An 18,836-nucleotide genomic window follows, 5' to 3' on the forward strand; every position below is an offset into this window, starting at 1 on the left:
TCACAGACCCATTCCGTAGGTGGCTGTGCCTCCTGATGTGCTTTCGGGAGGCTCGTAGCTCATCGGCTGGTCGCGGGTGGCGGAGGGCGGCGGGGCAGGCGGAGTCGAGGCGGGCGAGGATGCTGCCGGCGGATTGGTGGACATCGCGGTGGTGTAGGCGGTGGCGAGGTCGTGAGTCTCGGCTTCGAGGAGTTGCTGGGCGTATCCGAGGGCATCGCGTGTGTCGGTTCCTCGTGCGGCTTGCGCCTGTTCGATCAGGGCGTGTGCTGTCATGAGGTCGTTCGGGTGTAGGCCGCTGCTGGCCTGGAGCGTCTGCCAGGTCACCGTGAGGTTCTGGGTGGCCAGGTCGATTGCCGCATCCAGCAGGGCGCCTAGGTGTGGGTGGGTGATCGCCGACGTGGTGCCCACCACGTCGGCGACTGCGAGGATCTGCCCGGGGTCAGCGAGGAGGTCGGCCAGTAGGACGGCCTCGGTGTGGTGGCGTGGCGTGGCGGCGTGGGCGGGTGGTTGGGCGTACGACTGTTGCCGACTTTCGGCCGTCGGCTGTAGGGCCGCGGTGGCCATGTGCTCGGTAGGGCCGTCTGATGTCGACGCGTTTGACGAGGCGTCCGTTGAACTGGTGGAGGCGCGGTACAGGCGCTGCCACGCCTCCGGATCATCGGCGGTGGCCTGGAGTCCGGCCGCGAGCTTCTCGGCGACGTCAGCCAGCTCGCCGAGGTGTTTCAGGAGTGTCGGGGCATTCTTGCGTTCGCGCTGCAGGTTCATGAGCAGGGCCCGGCTGGCGCGAGCGAAAGTCGTGAAGCGGGTCACGACTTGCTCCGCGGTGCCCTTGAAGCCCTCCTCGACGATGCGCTTGTGGGCGTCCAGGAGTGCGCGTGAGTCCTCGCGAGCTTCTGTTGACCATGTGTTGAGGAGCGAGTGTCCGGCCTTCGTCGATCGTGCCTGGTCGTAGAGGGAGCGCACCGACTTATCGAGCGTTCGTATCTCTGCGGCACGGGTGAAGGGCGGTGCTTTCGGCAGAGGCGGCAGGTCTGCTGCCGTGACGTGGGGATGGCGTGCCTCGTGTTCGGTCGTGGTGAACGGGCGCCCGAGTTGCTCCAGTCCGTTCGCGAGTCGTTGCACGCGGCTGCTGCGGGTGTCGTAGCGCCACCGGGGGTCCAGCCAATAGAAGTTCTTTCCGAACTGTGTTTTGAAGCCGTGTTTGCGCAATAGATTGCGCACGGCGTCGTCGGTGGGGTGAATGTTGCTCACGCGGGTGCCGGCCTGGCCGTGCTCGATGAGGATGCCTGCGGTGCTGGCGGATGTAGGGCGGGCTGATTCCCCTCCTGCGGGGGCGGGGGCGGGGGCGGGGGCGGGGGCGGGGGCGCGGAGCTGCTCGCCCACCGATGACCAGAAGGCACGATCGGTGGTAGTGGCGTGCACACGAGCAAGGTGCCGGTAACAGGCGTCGACGAGGGCCTGCAGGACCTGCTGGTCGCTGGTGACGCGGTAGCCGCCCGGGCCCGGCGGAGCAAGGCTCAGGAGCAGGTGGTAGGCGGCCTGTGCTGTGGCCTTGCTGTAGTGTCCGGGCTGGTTGACCAGCGAGGTGCGGTGGGCTTCGGCTTCGGGGCGCCCTATTGTCGCCGGTGGGCATGCTTGGGTGAGGTATTGCGCGGCTTCGGCAGCCCGCTCCAGGTTCGCCTCTTTGGCGCCGTAGGGGCTTTTGGCTAGGAGATTGCCTGTGGTGGTGGTCAGCCATGCTTCGTGTGCGGCGGCGATGGCGCGCACGGCGGCGGCTGCTTGGTCGGGGGTGTCGTAACCGGCGCTGTCATGGTGGATGTGTTCGTAGGCTTCGAGCCGCTGCCAGTGTTGGTAGGCGTCGCGGGCGATGGCGTACAGCTGGCGCTGTTCGTCCGCGTTGGTGCTGTGGTGCCCGGCGTGCACGGCGCTGGTGCACAGCGAGGCCCAGTGGCGCTGTTCGGCGTGCAGCGGGAGCACGCCGGGTTCGGTGGTGGTGAGAGTTTCATAGGTGGTGTGCAGGGCTTGGGCTGATCGGGTGTCTGCGGACGCGGCGGCGGCGTGGCGCTGTCGCCAGGTGGCGATCTGTTCGAGTGCTGCAATTCGAGCGGCGAGCATCTCTGTGCGGTCGGCGTACGGTGTTGGTGATGCTGCCAGCCGTCCCATCGCTTCGCGCACGTCTGGATCACAGGCATTCAGCGCGGTAGCGTGAGCATTCGGTCGCTCGATTTCGAGGGTGCTCCCGGTGACCAGTGCATGAAGCTGCTGGCCGAAGCGCTCGTCGTTCGCGCCGGCGCTGACGCGAGCGGCGTGACGGTAGCTGACATGTACCAGCCAGGCCAGCAGGGCCGCGTCCTGGCCGCTCTGGTAGTCCTGGGGCGACAGCGCCAGGACGAGCTGATAGGTCGCATGTGCGACTCGCTCGGCGAGTTGTCCACGTTGGGCGACTTCTCGTTCCAGGTCGCCGCCCTTGCCGCTGTTCACGGTGGCGGCATAGCGTTCACTGGTCAAGCGCTGATCAGCGGTAACAGCCAGGGTGAAGGCCGGGTTCCGGAACCGGCTGGTCCCCTTCCGCCCCTCCTTCTGCACTTCCTGGCCCGTCTTGCTGATGTCCCAAAGACTCCTGGCGTAGTCGATCTCGGCGACACCTTCCAGGAACTCCGCCGGCCGCTCATAGCGCGTCGCATCCGCCTGGGCCCGCTGCTGAGGAGCGGTCAAGCGAGCGTGATGGGCGTCGGCCGCGGCTGCCATCCGCAGCAGCAGGTCGCGTTCGTCGGTATCGGGGGTTACGGTGCTGAGCGCGTCCAGAGCATCGCGGATCTTGCCCCACTGAGTGATGGCATGACCAAGATCGCGGCCTTCTTCGCCGTAGTGCGCGGTGTTGATGGCCGAAACGATCGTGCGCACCTCGTCCGGCTGCGGCTCCCCGGTGGGACGGTTCTGCGCCGGAGGCCACTGCTGGAACAGGGTGAACAGCTCGGTGCGCGCCTGCTCCATCTCCCGCCCATGGGCATACGGCTGCGCTGGCGGTGCTGCTTGCCCTGGCTCGGCAGGTTCGCTTGGAGGGCCCGGCAACGTGACCGCAGTATCGCCCTCGCGCCAGGTCCACACCGCGTCCTGGCCGACGGCGTAGTGGGGGAGGCCCGGTGGGTAGTTCGAGGCGTGGTAGTGGTTGCCCCACTGCCAAACGTGGTAGTCGCTGCCCGCCGCACGCCCTCGCTCGGTCGCCCATTGGCAGGCGGCGGCGAACGTTCGATGCCTGCTGGCGTCATGAGGAGGGTCACTGGTGGCCGCCAGGTAGAGGTGCACACCGGCGAGTTGCCCGATGACATTACGGAAGTTCTGGTCGTTGTTGTAACGAGCGAGGAACGGCTCGGGAACCTCGCGGCGGCCGACCAGGGAGTCATTGTTCAGCCAGTACCACAGCGGATCGAGTTCGACGAGCGGGAGGCCGATGCTCTGGCGGATATAGTCGCGCAAGCCGTCATCGTCGTAGGCGTGCTCGACGACCTGTTTGCACAACGCCACCATGGCAGGGTGCCGCAATTCTTGGGGGGCCGGTCGGGGATGGTCGGCGAGCCAGGCACGTGCCTCGGTCAGAGGCAGCGGCATCATGGGGTAGGCCAGATAAGTCAGGTAGGAGTCCGTCCCCTTGACCTTGATCGTGCGTGACGTGCTGAGTTCGACGCCGGCGACATGCCCGTCCAGGGCCAGGTCGTAAAGGCGATCGAAGATCCGCTCGGCATGCTCGGGCTGCTCTGCGCTCCGAGCGGTGTCCGGCAGTTGGGTGCGATAGACCGATGCGGCCAGCGCAGCGGACAGCTGGCGCTGAGGCCGCGCGACGGCTCCCAGATGCTGGCCATCGGCTTCGATGGCCTCCTCGTCGCCGTGCAGGAGGTCGGAATAGTGGGGGGTATTGCCGATGGCTGCGATGAGCTCGGGCCGGAGATCGTCCTCTTGCCCAAGCACGTTGCCGAGCCGACCGGCATGGTAGTAGGCGTCAAGCGTGACCCGCCGCAACAGATCCCGGTCGCCGTCCTCGATGTAGGCACGTGTGGGCAGCTTGAGCACCAGCGCGAAGGACGCATCGGCCAACGCGGTGATGCGCTTGTACATGGCCACGGTGCCCTTGCGATCACCAGTTCGACTGAGGAGGGCGCTGTAACGTTGGCGGTCGAAAAGCTCCACGAGGCCGTGATTACCGGCCCTGACGGTGGCACTGGTCAGCCAGGCGCGATAGCTCTGCCAGAGGTTCTGATCGACCTTCAGGATGTCCTCGACGGAGGCGTAGGCTCTGAACTTGTCACCGTAGCTGTGGAAGGCGCCGAGCCGGTCGGCGTGCTCCTGTGCATCCGTGATGAGCTGGGCGAGGCAGCTTTTCTCCGTGACGCTGGCCCCGTCCTGGGCGCGAGTGGCGGTCTTGATCAGGCTCAGCCAGTCGAAGTAGGCGTCGGTGACGCCTTGCTTCAGCACGTTGGCGTGGCGAAGCCGGTCGAGGTCGTCGTTGACGCGCTGCATGTGCGTCGAGGCTTCGCTCGGGGGCTGCGGCTGATCATCGTGGAAGGTCTGCGAGAGGCGCTGTACCGCCTGGGTGATCTCTTCAGCGGAGGTGTAGGGGCGGCGTTCACGCGCTCCAGTGACCGCGTTCCAGGATGCTGCAATGGTGTCGTCGTTCGAGGCGTGGGCGGCGGCCGGGGCTGGGGCGGGCTGCTTCGCGCTCGTGGTCAGATCGGATACGGCCAGGCGGGCGGGGTGGAGGTGCGCCACGGTGATGAGGTCGTGCAGGACTTGTTTGTCGTGGCCGGCGCGGAACTCTTCGTCAGGCAGGCTCAGCGCAATATCGTGGAGTGCGTGGGCGTAGTTCCACAGACTCGCCATGCTGCCAGCCGTGCGAGCGTTGTTCCGCGCGTCGATCGCCAGGGTGTGGGCCAGGGCTGCGGGTTTGAGCTTGTGTGGGACGCGGCTGGATTGGCTGCGCTTGGCCAGCGTCCGTCCGGTGGCTGTGGCCAGCCATTCGTGCCAGGCGGTCTCGATGCGGTCGATACCGGCCTGGGCGGTGACGGCATCGGGGTAGGGAGTGACGTGCCGTTCGGCCGTGAGGACATGGGCGTTGAGGCGGCGGTGGTAGGCGGCGGCTTGCCGGGCGAGGTCGGTCAGGGCATGACGCTCGGCCATGTCGTGGCAGTCTCGCACCCCCTGTAGCGCATCGTCCACGGCTCCTGCCCAACGCTCCAGCTCAAAACGAACCGGCCGGCTCCTCTGCGGTTCTTGCTGGAACAGCGCCATATGCAGGCGTCGCTGAGGTCCCTTCACCCGGGGATAATGCTCCTTCAGCGCGGACCAGCGGATCTCGTTGAAGAGCTCTGTCCGATAGCGTTCATGGTCGGTGCGGGAGGTGAGCGGGACGGGCTGGATCGCTTGCCGGGCCGCGTCCATATCGAAGGCGGCGGGAACATCGAGGGCGGCGCGGGTGCCTTCTTCGGGCGGCATGAGGCGGGCGCCAAACACCTCAGCCGCTGCCATGAGCAGGTAGGCGGCAGCACTCAGTTCGCCGTCGGTTTTATCGCCGAGTTCAGTGGCGGCCTCGTGCAGGTGGGCTAGATGGTCAGCGGCCTGCTCCCGTGCGGCGGGGAAGGGCGTCAGGGCACGGAAATGCTGGGTGATGCGCAGGCATAGCGCGTCGAGCTGATTCTTGTCGGGATGTTCGGGCCACTCGGTGGCGCTGCGCGCGAGGGTGTACAGCGTGAAGGCTTGGGCCAGTTCCTGCTGGTCGGCGACAATCTGGTCGGGCTTGCGGTAGGGCGATAGATGTCCGGTCAATCCGCCGAAGGATGGCCAGCCGGTGCGCTTGAGGGGGTTGATGGGTTCGGTCGCGGGTCTGTGGGGCAACGCGACGGTCAGCCCATCGAAGTGCTGGATCCATGGGCCGGGATGGGCGACCGAGACGTGGTCGGCTGCGGGCCGGAAGTTGGCGGTGGCGTAGGTTTCGCCAACGCGCCAGACGTAATACCGTTCCTCGCCGCGGGCGGCGGTCGCGGCAGCCTCGCACGCCGTGGCAAAGGAGTGGTGGATGGTGACGTGTGCCGGTGGGGGCGCCGGCTGCTGGACGAGAGCCCGGTGCATTGCCCAGGAGGCGAGGTGGTCGAGGTTGTGGTGGAATTCCTGGTCGCTGTTGTACTGCTCAAGCAGTGCTTGCGGCACGTCGGGGTGAGCGTTGGTGGCCTGCCAGGCCATCCAGGCCGGGAAGAGCTCCCGCAGAGGGAGACGGTGCACCTCCTCCGTGTCGACGGCGTAGGCGCAGGCCTTGGCCACGAGGCGTTGTTGCCGAGCGGCTTCGGCGTTGGGGGAGGGCCCGTTGCTGAAGCTGGCCAGGGCATCGGGGTGATCGGTCATCCACTGCAGGGCGTCTTGTGTGCTCATTGCGACAGCGATGTAGTCGTCGCGGAGGCTCTCGGACCTGTCCCGATTCTTCCACGTGATCTCGATGCGCTCGTCGTCCAGGATGCGTACGCGGGTGCCAGTCCGGCTCGCGACCACCTCGTGCAAGGTCTTGATCAGTTCCATGCCGGGCAGTCCCTGCAGTGGCGCGCCGTCTACGCTGGAGGTGATCTGATAGGCCGACCACGGGATGGGCTGCGGTGTGTGATGCGCGGCGCCTTCGCGGTGGGCGCGATAGACCTGCGGCGCCAGCTCCCGCATTAGGTGGTTTAGCAGCGCCTTGCCGTCGACGAGCGCTTGGACGATGAGGGGCTCGGTCTCTTCTATCTCAAAGGCGTAGTTGATGGCCTGATCGACGAGCCATTGTTCATAGACCTGCGTGAAGGTGTCCTGGTGGTTGGCGGTCGCCCATTGGCTCACCTGCTTCGCGGTCAGCGACGTCGCCAAGAAGCGGTCGTGCAGGGCGTTGATGACGTGATCGGGCAGGTTCACATCCACGGGTGGGGTGGCGGCACCAGGGCGTTTAATGGGTTCGGCGGGTTCGGCGGTGGGTCTGGCGGGCAGGGCGGCGGTCACGCCGCCGACGTGTTGTACCCAGTTGTCGGGGTGAGCGACCGAGACGTGGTCGGTGGCGGGCGGAAAGCTGCCGGTGATGTAAGTGCTGGCGGCGTGCCAGACATAGTGGCGGGCCCTCTGTTCGACGGCGCGGTCGGCTGCAGCCTCGCAGGCCGCGGCGAAGCTTACGTGGGTGGTGACGTGCACGATGGGCGTCGGGCCGTGCTGCGGGACGCGCTGGATCTGCAGGCCGGCGAGATGGGCGAGGCTTTCGCGGAAGGTCAGATCGCTGTTGTAGCGCTGCAGGAAGTCCTGGGGGACGTCGGGATGGCCAACGCTGGCTTGCCAGGTCATCCACGCCGCAAAGAGCGCGGTGCGCGGGAGGTTGCGCAGTTCCTCGGTCTCCAGGACATACGCGCACGCCTTCTCCACCAGGTATTGCTGCTGGGCAGCCCCACCATGGCGCTCAGAGCTTTCCTTGGCCAGGGCGCCCGGATGCTCGCTGATCCAGTGCCATGCCTCCTGGGCGCTCATCGGGACAGCGAGATAGTTGTCGGAGTCCTGGTCGTGATGTCCCTCGAGCCACAGCACCTCGATCCGGCCGTCATCCAGGACGTTCACGCGAGCAAGCCCGTCCGCGATGAACTCGTGCGCAGCCTCATACATGTCGCTGTCGGGCAAACCGTGTAGGTGTTCCCCGGTGCTGCGGAAGGTCACGTTGTAGGCACCCCAGCCCGAGGGCTGCGTGGGGGTGTGCTCGTTGCCTTCGCGGTGGGCTCGGTAGACCTGCGGGGTCAGCTCTTGGACGAGTTGCCGCACGAACCGTTCGTTGCGGCCGAAGAGCGCCTTCATGATGGACGGCTCGGTCGTCTCGACGTCGCTGGCGTAGTCGTGGGCTTGGTCCGTGAGCCAGGGCCCGTAGGAGGTGGCGAAGCTGTCCTCATCGTTGGCGTGCGCCCACCGCGCCACGCGCGCGGAGGTCAAGGACAGGGCCAGGAAGTGCGCGCGCAGACTGTCCCTGACCTGGTCAGGCAGGTCCATGTCTGTGGGCTGGGCCTGGCTGACGTCGGTGGTGGCGGCATCATCGAAGCTCGCCCGGCCTTCCGTGCCGGCGGCGATCGTGGTGGAAGCCCAGCCGCCATCTGCCCCGTCACCGCCGTCTCCGGCTCTGGCGTTCGGCGCGCGACCGGCCGTATGCAAGACGGGGTCGAAGGAGTGCTGCTGGGGCCAGATGTCCTGGTATGCCTGCAGGACCAGCGGTTGCCGATCGGGGTCCATGCTGCCGTAGGTGGCGGTGTACCAGTCGGTGAAGCTCTGGGCGTCGGGCAGGCCCTGGACCTTGGCGTAGGTGTCCTGCCAGAGGACAGAATCTCTGAGGTCTTCGAGCTTGCTGTTAGCGAGTTCCTCGCTGGCTTCGAGAAGAGCCTTGTCGTGTTCGCTCAGTTCCGCGGCCTCGGCCGCTAGTTCGGCCTCCAGCGCGGCAAGCTCGTGTACGAGGTCGTCGAGTTCTTGCTGGCGTGGGAAGGGGTCCTCTTTGGTGGCTTGGGCGCGTTCGATTTCCTCGTACAGGTAGGCGATGTGTTGGTCGGCTGTTTGCAGGCGCCGGTCGAGGTCGGCGATGGCGTTTTCGAGCCGGGTCAGGATGCTTTGCCCGGTAGGAAGGTCCGAGGCGCGTAGCACGAGGGGTTCGTTGTGGGGCAGGCCGGCCAGGGTGAGGCTGATGCTGTGATCGGCGTAGTTCCAGGTGCCGTCGTCGGTGGGCAGCGTGAGGGGGGCGTAGGTGGCCATCAGGTCGAAGCCGCCGAGCTGCCCCAGCGGTGTGGTGATGGTTTCGCGTTGGGGTGCGTGGGCGGCGTGCTGGTTGAGGAGCGCGATAAGCGCGGTGGCGGCGTCGGGGCGTTTGGTGAAGTGCGTGCCGTTGAGGGTGATGGCGAAGTTCTTGCCGCGAGTGATTTGTCGTTGCTGTAGGGCGTCTTCGAGCTGGGTGCGTGTCTTTTCGGCGTCGGTCAGTGCTGTCCGGGTACGGCGGACGCGGAAGGCGAGACTGGCTTTTTCTTGGTCCCATTGGTTAGCTTCGGCGCGGAGTCCCTTGATCTGGAATTCCATTTTCTGTTTGGCCAGCAGGCGGGGGTCGCCGCTGGCGGCGGCGACGGCTTCGGCCGCCGTTACATCGTCGTGGGGGATGCGGATGACGTGGCCTTCGATTTTTCCGGTGAGCAGCGGGGCGTGCATCATCTGCTTTTGTCGGGTGCGTTCGTGTTTCAGCGCATCCAGGGACGGTGTGGTGACAAAGAGGAAGACCTCGACAATAGCGTTGAGGTTCCCGGCACGGACGAGCCGTCCGATCTCCTGCTTGATCATCCCGAAGTTCCAGTCAGGGGTGACGTGGTAGGAGGCGATGCCGCGTCGGTGCACGTTGAGGCCTTCGGCCCCTTTTTGGGGGGAGCCGAGCAGAATTTGTATCTCTCCGTTGTTACACCGGTAGGTGAGCTGCGCCATCTGGGCGGCGTCGCGGGCGTCGTGCACGAAGGCGACCTCGTTGCGAGGGACGCCTTTGGCGACCAGGGTGCGTGCGAATTCTCGATAGAAGTTGAATTCGCCTTCGTCTTGGCGGCGGCGTTTGGGAGTACTGAGTCCGACGAAGATGAATTGCAGGCTGCCGGTGACCGGATGCGGGTTGCCATCGGGGCCGGGGTAGACGTCGTTGCGGTGGAGCAGCCACTTCTGGTAGACCATCTCGGCGAGGACGTCGAGCTTTTGCTCAGCTGTGGGGGTCTTGCCTACCAGGCGTATGTCCAGGGCGGCCTTGTTCGCTTCGCCCATGATGCGGAGGTGGATGGCGTTGGCTTGCGCTGGATCGAGTTCAGCGTCGGCGAGAAGTTTGCGTAGTTCACCGGCGTGTTCTGCGTGTTCTGGGGTGGCGGGAATCGAGATGATCTGCGGTTTGCCGCCGCGGATTTCTGGAAGCTCGAGGTTGAGATCATCCTCAAGTTTGATGTCGGAGATTTCGCGCAGCGCCAGGTGCAGGTCGACCGCGTTGACGATCTCGATGAGCCGCGCCTTCTGTTTGAAGTCTCCCGTCGCGGAGTATTCGTAGACCAATTCCACGCGGCAGTGAGTCCGCACCCACTGGTCGAAGGGGCCAGGCTGGGCGCCGAGAAGATCGAAGAAGTTCCAGATCTCTCCGGCGCTGTTGGCGAAGGGGGTGGCGCTGGCGAGTGCGATGTTCCCGTGCCCATAGAGGTCTCGGTTGGCTTGGGCTTTCAGGCGAGCATCGACCGCTCGGTCGGATCCTGACCGGCCCAGTCCGGGAATCCGTGAGATGATCTGTCCGAGGCGGAGGGCTTGGGCTTCGTCGTAGAAGATGAAGTCCATGCCGGTTTCTTCCCAGCTCAGCGTGACGTCATGTTTGATGCCGTCGAGCTTTTTGGCGATTTTCCTTTCTGCGCTGGCACGGGCACGTTCGAGTTCTTTGATGGTCTTTTTGCTGCAGCCTGCCTCGCGGACCGCTTCTACGGCGTGCTGCCATTCGCGCATGCTGGCGCGGAGGAATTGTTCCTGTCGTTTCGGGCTGACAGGGATCGCTTGGAATGCTTCTCGGGTGAGAATGACGGTGAGGTTGGTGTTGTTCTGGCAGGCTGCCAGAAATTCTCGGCGTTTTGCTGCTGTGCTGAGATCGTCGGTGTCGGCGACGAGCAGGCGGGCGTCCGGATAGGCGTTGAGGTATTCGGCACGGAAGTCGTCGAGCTTGGTTTTCTGGACGACCATGCAGGGTTTGGCGCTGAGGCCGAGGCGCTTGCGTTCTTCGCAAGCGACGATGCCGATGAGGGTTTTGCCGCCGCCGGTGTCGTGGATGATACCGGCGTCGGGGTCGTAGAGCAGGCGGGCGATGCCGGGATGCTGGTTGTCGCGGAGCCGGATGTGGGGGGAGATGCCGACGGGTTCGATGATGTAGTCGTCAAAGGATCTCGGCACCCGCGAGTTGTGCATCTGGTTGTAGCGGCGGCAGATGTCGTCGGCGCGGTCGGGGTCCTGCCAGATCCAGCGCAGGAAGTACTCTTCCATTTCCCGGGCCTTGGCCCGGGCTGTCGTGGTCATCTCGTGAGTGCCCACGGTGAAGCTGACGTGGGTGCCGACCAGGATGTGCTGGGCCAGTTCGAGCGCGTTGACGGCTGGGGTGCCCCAGCGTGAGGTGGCCAGGACGGACTTGTCGTTGCCGCCCTCGACGGACCAGACGCCGGGATGAGGGTTGAAGACGTTGATGGAGGTGTCGTCGAGGATTTCGCGCAGGAAGTCCTGAATGACGGTGGACGGGACGAAGTCGGAACCCATTTGCGCGGTGATCTCGGCCGGCCCCCGGTCGGGCGGTTGTACCTGGGTTAGGGCGTCCACGTTGGCCTGCAGCCGGGGATCGGTGTCGGCGGCGTGCCGGGCTGCTTCGAGTTTGTGCCGGACGTCGCCGGAGAGGTATTCCGAGGCGATGACCAGGCGGCCGGTCTCCGGGTCGTCGAAGACGAGGGTGCCCAGGGCTTCGCGGGCTTCGATCTCGTGTTCCAGGCCCAGCAGACGGGCGATTTCACCGAGCCGGATGCTCGCGTGGTCGTGCAGGCAGATTTGCAGGGCGTCGGCGGCGGTGTCGGTGCCCAGGCGGGGCGGCAGGACGTAGCGAGTGCGCTGGGTGAAGATGTCGGCCTTGGTGGCGCGGCGGCTGGGCGGGTCGTAGTCCAGTTCCAGGGCCAGCACGAGGGCGGCCCACGGGTCCTTGCGGAAGCCTCCCATGTCGGGCCGGTTGCGGCGCATGATCGGCGCGCCAGTATCGGCGTCGAGGTGGCCGGTGCGGGCCCAGGTGAAACGGGTGATCGCGCCGTGGGCGGCCGTGTAGCGGTTGTAGGCGCGGTTGAGTTGGGCGCGCAGTTGTCGCAGGCGTGGTGTGTCATCGCGGGTCGCTGACTCCTCCGCGGCGATGCCCAAAAGTACGTCGCGCAGGGCCAGCAATTGACGCAGTTCGTCGGTCCGGGCAGGTTTGACCGAGTAGGGCACCTCTTGCGTGCCGACTAGGCGGGTGAAGGTGCCGTCGGGGTGGGCAGTGATGGTGCCCTGTCTCTTCTCCCGGGTGGTGGCGGCCATCGGCTGCGGCAGGAGGGTGGCACCGCGCAGGTGGGTCGGCCGCTCGCTCATGGTCAGGTTCTGCTGGCGGGCCAGTTCCACTTGGCGGCTCAGTTCGACGCGCAGCGCCTCGGCGGTGTCGGGATTGCCTTCGACACGCAGGGTGGGGCGGCCGCGGGCGCCCTGCCCGGGGCGCATCTGGCCGAGCACGCGGGCGGGGTCGTCCAGGAAGACCTCGTTGACGCGGAAGCGTTCGCTGTTGTGCTCGGTGAACAGGCGGGTGCGTTCGAAGTTCACGTCCGAGGGCGCTCGGCCCTCTTCGCGCCGCCGGAAGATCAGGAAGTCGGTCTCGGCGTCGGTGCCGGCCATCTTGGCGTGCGCGCCGGACGGCAGCCGCACCGCGGCGACCAGGTCGGCCATCGCGGCCAGTTCCCGGCGGGTCTGCGGGTTCTGGCCGTCCATGACGAAGCGGGAGACGAACACGGCGGCCAGACCGCCGGGCCGGGTCTCGGCCACGGATTTGATGGCGAAGTGGTCGTGGATCGACAGCAGGGTGCGGGGGTTGTAGCGCGGGTCGGGTAGCTGGATGCTGTCGAAGGGCAGGTTGCCGACCACGAGGTCGAAGGTTTCCTCGGCGAAGTGGAGCTTGGCCAGGTCGGCGGCGTGGATGGTGGCGTCCGGGTTGAGCTCGGCCGCGATCCGTGCGGTGATCGGGTCGACTTCGACGCCGATCTTCTCGGCGCCGGCGGGCGCACCGTAGAGGAACGCGCCGGGCCCGCATCCGGGCTCGAGCACCAGACCGCCGTCGAACCCGAGATCGGTCAAGCTCTGCCAGGCGATGTCGACGTAGGCGGGGTCGGTGTAGTAGGCGGTGAGAGTGGAGAAGCGGGCCGCGGCGTACTCGTCCTCGGTGAGCAGTTCCCGTAGTCGTGTCCGTTCGGTGGCCATCGGCTCGTGGTCGTCGTCGAAGACTTTGGACAGTGCTCCCCAGCCTGTGTAGCGGGCGAGGGTCTGCTGTTCGTCGAGGGTGGCTCGACGCTTTTCGGACGTCAGAAGGTGCCAGACCTCGATGGCCGCCATGTTGGCGGCCAGCCGGTCGGCCGTGCCCGCAGGGCGAAGGTCCTGGCCGGGCTGGAGCCGGAAGGGCGTTAGCTGCGGGTCGGCGGGGTATCGGGCAGACTCCGCAGCATCCGGTCCAGGACTGTTTGCTCGGCTTCCCTCCTCAGGGTCTCCAACATCGCCTGCTGGTCCTGATAGCCCGTTGAGGTCGAGGGCAAATTGTCCATCCGCGCCTGCCAGTCCGCGTCGATCGCTTCCTCGATCTGCTGGCCCAGATCGTTGAAGAACGCCTCCGGATCCTTCATCTGCCTCAGAATGTTCGGGTGAAACTGCTGGTAGAACTCCTGGGCCTTCAGGGCGTATGGGTTGAGCAGCGTCATCCTGGTCCGCTCCTTCCCACCATGTCGTCGCCGAGGCGTGGTGGTCTTCATTGTCGTCGATAACGAGGATGTGCGGAGCCGGTGCGGCGTGCTCGGCTTTGATCATCGCCGAGGCGGCCGGCAGGGTGAGATCGTCGTCGGGGACGGTGGTGCGGCCGGAGTCGTCGGGGCCTGGCGGGAACGGGTCGCCCGGCTGCCATGGCAGTGTCGCAGTCAGCACGGGCGCAGGAGGCTCGGCGCGGTCGGGGCGCTGAGTATAGATCTGCAGCACGCGGCGGTGGGTGAGCAGCAGGTGGTCGAATCGCTCGTGCCCGATGCGGTGGCCCTGGTCCCATTCGGCGGCAGCGGCCGCCGCCAGGTGGTCGAGGTGGGCGTCGAGTTCGTCGGTGAGCAGATGCTCGGGCGCCAGTCGCTCGGCCAGGCGGGGATCGTCGGCCGCGACGACGCCGATGCGGTCCCCGTCGAGCAGGTAGATGGTCTGTTCGTGGTCGTTGTGATGGTGGGCGATGAGGAATTCGCCGCTGGAGTCCTGGCGCAGGATCCCGAAGATGTGGTCGTCATCGTCGTTGAAGGCCACTCGTTTGCCGACGAGCGTGAGCGTGGGTGGCTGTGGTTCGGTGAGCAGGTGTGCGCTGCCGCGCTGGGGCAAGCCGGAGTCCTGCCAGCCGCGCTCGCCCATCAGGTGTTCGAGGTCCCGGCGGGTCTCGTGCGCGTCGGAGGGCAACTGCTGGAGCGCGGCGGCCAGTTCCGGGCCGGACATGTGCTGCCAACTGGCGCGGTGGCGCCGTAGTTCGGGGGAGGGCGCCTCGTAGCCAGCGGTGCGCAACAGGCCGGCGAAGTCGTCGTGGAGGAAGTCGGCGTCCTCGATGCCGCGGATGTCGGCGTCGGCGAGGTAGTCGGAGATGCTGGCCCAGTAGTCCGGTATCGCTCCTACGTCGTTGTCGTCGATGGCCAGCAGCATGCGGAACGCCTCACGGCCTATTCGGTCCTGTTCGCCGGTGGGGTCGTCCAGTTCGGCGATGCGGCGGGGCAGTGTGGAGGCGCGCCAAGGGGCGGCATCTTCGACGTCGAGGAACGCCTCCAGCAGATCCCGCCAGCTGAGCACGGCCTCGTCGGCTGCCCGTATCGTCGGGTCCGGCTGGTTGAGAGCATTGTCGCGACCGATGCAGTAGTCGCGGGCCCCGCGGTAGGTGTCGAAGCGGAGAAGTTCCAGTTCTGGAACCTCGCCGGTGCGGATCATCTCCAGAGCCAGTTGCCAGCCGTGCTGGTAGACGGAGCTGGGAGCGGCGGGGCCGCCGCGGCGGCGGCGTTCGCTGTGCAGTGCAGCCAGGGCGGTGCTCATGTGGGCGATGCGCTCGGCGTGCTGGACGAGATCGAGTTGGCCGTAGGTATCCGCCGCGTCGCCCTCGGCCCGGAGCATGGCGGTGGCGGCATCCAGGTCGAGATCGACCGCATGGCGGAGCCGGGCGGCGTGGTCGCGCAGGCTCAGCGTTGCGGTACTCGCCGCCTCGTCCTGCAGGGAGTCGAGGTAGAGGGTGATGGCGTTACGGACGGCGGGGGTGAGGCCGATGGCCTGGGCGTGGTTGGCAATGCCGGGTCGGAGATCGGTGAGGGTCAGGTGCTGTAGGTAGGGGTCGCGTCGCACGAGGACCTGCCCGCTGGGCAGGGACCAATGGTGGACGCGTTCGTCGGGCCAGGGCGTGTTGGTGTGCTTGAGGGTGCCGGCGCGGCCGTCGGCGTGGCGCCAGTGGCCGGTGCCGGCCGCGCACGTGATCTGGGGCGGGTCGATGCTGGGGCGGGCGATGAGCGTTCCGGTGATGGTGACCTGTTCGCCGCGGTTGGGTAGGTCGTCGCCGTTCAGGCGTTTGCGGTCGGCCGCGGTCAGCGTGGCGGTGAATTCGATTTCATCGCCGGTGAGGAGGTCGGCGCTGGTGGCGAGGTGACGGTCGGTGGCAGCGGCGAGGTCGCGCTGAGCTTCGGCGTCCTGCTCGTCCTGGGCGCGCTGCCGGGCCTGGCTGAGGTGCGCGTTGATGGCGGGCGACTTGGTCAGGCCGATGCTGCGGTCGAAGTCGGCGCGGACGGTGACGATAGCACCAGTCAGATCTAGGCCCTGCTCCGACCTCCAGTGGGGTCCCATCTGGCGCAGGTTGAGAGCCTTCCATGGGAAGGGGGCGCTGTCCGGACCGGTTAGATGCTTCTCCAGGAAACGGGCCAGCATGGCGACGCGTTTTTCTTGGATGAGCATCTTGTCCGGCAGCAGCGGCATGGCGGAGCCGACCGCAGCGATCTGCCAGCGTTTGCCGCTTACGTTGTACCAGCACAGATTGCCTGAGGCCGACACTGACAACGACGGGTCGGCTGCCAGGCGACGAAGTTCGGCGGCGAGGTCGGCTTGGCCTGCGCGGTCGGGTGATTGGCTGAGGGCGTCGGCTTGCTGGGTCAGGTGGGCGCGTAGGCCCTGCAGGCTAAGGTACTTCTCCTCGACGAGCGGGCCAGAGGTGGCGCTGATGATGGCCAGGTTCGGCTCGGAGGCGGGCTCAGGCTCAGGGGCCTGGTGGGCGTGCGGGAGTTGAGCGATCTGGTCGGCCACGTCGGCCTGGTCGACGTGCTTGCGCTGGTCAAGGAGGCGGTTGCTCGCGCGGTCACGCAGGCTGACGCCTCGCAGGCCATCGTGGGTGTGCTCCGCCTCGATGGCGAAGCTGGCCGCTTCAGCAGTGGCCATGGCCGCTTCAATCGCGGCGGTAGTGCTGCCCTCGCTGGCTGTTTCGTCCGGTGGGTACGGGTCGTACAGCCGTAGGTTCGGCAGTTCGCTGGTGGCGCTGAGTTCCTCGCGCTGTGCTTCGAGCGCGGCGGTGTCCTCGTCACCGTAAACCGACACGTGGGGCAGGACGCTCTCGCTCGCGCGCACATACTCCTCGGCCACGCGGTGTTCGACGACGGCGATGCGCCCGATCGCACCGGTACTGTCCCAGTCGAAGAGTTCCCCGTCGCTGCCGTGCAGGCGGGTGAGCTCGGTGGCGAAATCGTCGGCGCCTTGCCGCAGGCTGAAGGTGTAGTTGCTCAGGATGAGGCCGCTGCCGGTGTGGGCGAGGATCCAGAGGCCTTCGCCGTTCTGCAGCAGCAGGAAGGACCCCTGACCGGCCAGGTGCAGGTCCGGGTGGAGCGCGAGGCGTTGGGCGGCTTCGGCTGCGCCCGGGGTCGAGGCATCGCTGCCTGCCCGCAGGTGGGCTTGCGCCGCCTCGATGTCGGCGAAGCGCGCTGGGGCGTCGGCTAGGACGGCGTCAGGCTTCGATCCAGGCGAAGGCTGGGCCGCGGCGAGAAGTTGGCGCAAGGCGTCGCGCCAGGTTGCGAATTCGGTGTCGGATGCGGGGTGGTCTTCGTGCTTGTAGCGCCAGGCCAGGTGGAACTGTCGTATCTGGCCGATCAGCTGATCTTCGCGATAGACGAGATGGTCCTGCTTGTCGTTCTGTTCGATGCGCACGCCCAGGCTGGCCAGTTCGGCGGGTGGCGTGGCCGGGGGGCGCCGGTAGGTCACCTTGGTGGTGCTGGAGATGCGCAGGTGGGTAAGCGGGGCGCCGATCTCGTCCTGGTGGTCGCTGCCTAGGGGGAGCAGGCCGCCCATCGGCTGGCCGAAGCTGTCGAGGGCCTGCCATCTGGCCTGGAGGAGTTCCAACTCGGCGTAGGTGGCGCCGGCCTGCAGGCGGCTTTCCGGCGCCACCCGCCCGGTGACGCGGACCGAGCTCAGTACGGGAGCATCGGCGGTTGCGAAGGCTTCGGCGTTGTCGGTCGTGGAGGTGCTCACGGTCAGGGTGACCTCGTCGCCGGGCTGAAGCTGGTAGGCGAAGGCGTCAGCGTGGTGCGTCCACCCGTCTGGGAGCGGCCTGTCGGTCGCCGCCGTGCCGGCGCGGCGCATGAGCCGCGCCGGTTGCGGTTCATCCAGCCGGGTCACTGTGGGGGCGGGCACCCAGCGGGTGTAGTGGGCGCGGCAGACGTCGTCGAGGTCCACTTCGCTGCCGTCGGCGCGGTGGAAGGACACATCCCGGAGCGGCGCCCCGACCACGCAGTCGAAGCGTTCGCCGCTGATGCGGGCGCGCACCAGCAGGTCATCGCCCGCCTCGAGGCCGGCGGCGACGCGCATCGGCTGGTACAGCTCGACGAACTCGACGCTGTCTCCCGCGTTCAGCCGGTAGTTCGGCACCCGCTCGCCATACCGCTGGCTCTGCTGGTCGCGCACGGCGGGGTCGTCGGGGTCTCGTTCGAGGCGGGCGTTGCGCATCACCTCCTCGGTGGTGCCGTCGGCGAGCTCGATGTGGAAGTGGCCAGGTCGGCCCTCAGCGGCCGATACGACCTCGCCGACCCGCTTCGTGCGCTCCCAGCCGACGGTGAGGGTGACGCGGTCGCCGATCACCACTCGGTCGGCGTAGACGTGATGAGGGCCTGGGTCGGGACGGCTGGGGTCGATGCGAACGGCGGCTTCGTAGGTGGTGAGCCAGGCGGCGGCCTTGGTGGTGTGACCGTGCTCGCGGTCGTGCTCGCCTTTGACGCGGCGGATGGCGTCCGCCAGCGGTTCGCCCCGCTCAGATGTCCACACTCGGTTCGCCTCGGCGCTCTCGGCCCAGACGTAGGCGACGCCGTTGGCGTCGATGAGCTGGGTTTCGTAGGCGCTGGCCAGCGCCAGGGCACCCTTGCGGCCGCCGTGCTCGGATTGGAACTCCTCAGGCACCACGTAGCCGTCGGCGGCGCGGACGATTTTGTAGGTGTAGCGGCCCTTGGCTCCGTCGCGTTGCACGACGAGGCGATGACGGGGTGCCAGCGTGTAGCTAGCACCGACCGTATCGGCGTTCTCGGCGCGGCTGCCCAAGTACATGCGGTGCCGGTAGGGCAGGTCGTTCGATTCGTCGGCTGCCAGTTGGCGCCACCAGCGCAACATCTCGGTGACATCGCCGGGCGCGCCGGGCTGCGGCGCGGCCAGCGGCTGGTGTACCGGTGTGCCGTCGACCGGGACTGCGAGTGGCGGCTGTGCTGGGGCCCCGGCCTGGCTCGCGGCGTCCGTCGCGCCCGTCGCTTCGGCCAGCGGGGTGCCAAGGTTCTCGGAGGCAGGCGCGACGTCCTCGGACACCTGGCTCGGTACAGCCTCACCCGGCGCTTCGTGAGGACCGGCGTGCGGTGGCACGCCCACGTGCTCCAGCGCCGCCAGCAGATCGTGCTGTGCTCCGTCGTCATAGGCACCGCCCCGGGCGGCCGCTTTGACCGCCCGGTGCAGCAGCAGCGCGGCAGCCTCTGCCTTCGGCGTGTGCGCGG

1 protein-coding gene (running past one end of the window) is annotated in these 18,836 nt (G+C 67.1%); it reads right to left on the minus strand.

The window, feature by feature from the left end; genetic code table 11:
* Positions 1–18,836: the 3' portion of a UvrD-helicase domain-containing protein gene (locus ACZ6S0_RS39885; RefSeq protein ID WP_465924520.1), read on the minus strand. Its footprint extends 18,271 nt past the window's final position; the window shows 18,836 of its 37,107 coding nt (coding positions 18,272–37,107); its start codon lies off the right edge, out of view; its stop codon occupies positions 1–3.

Source organism: Nonomuraea sp. NPDC051298 (genome assembly GCF_055586305.1).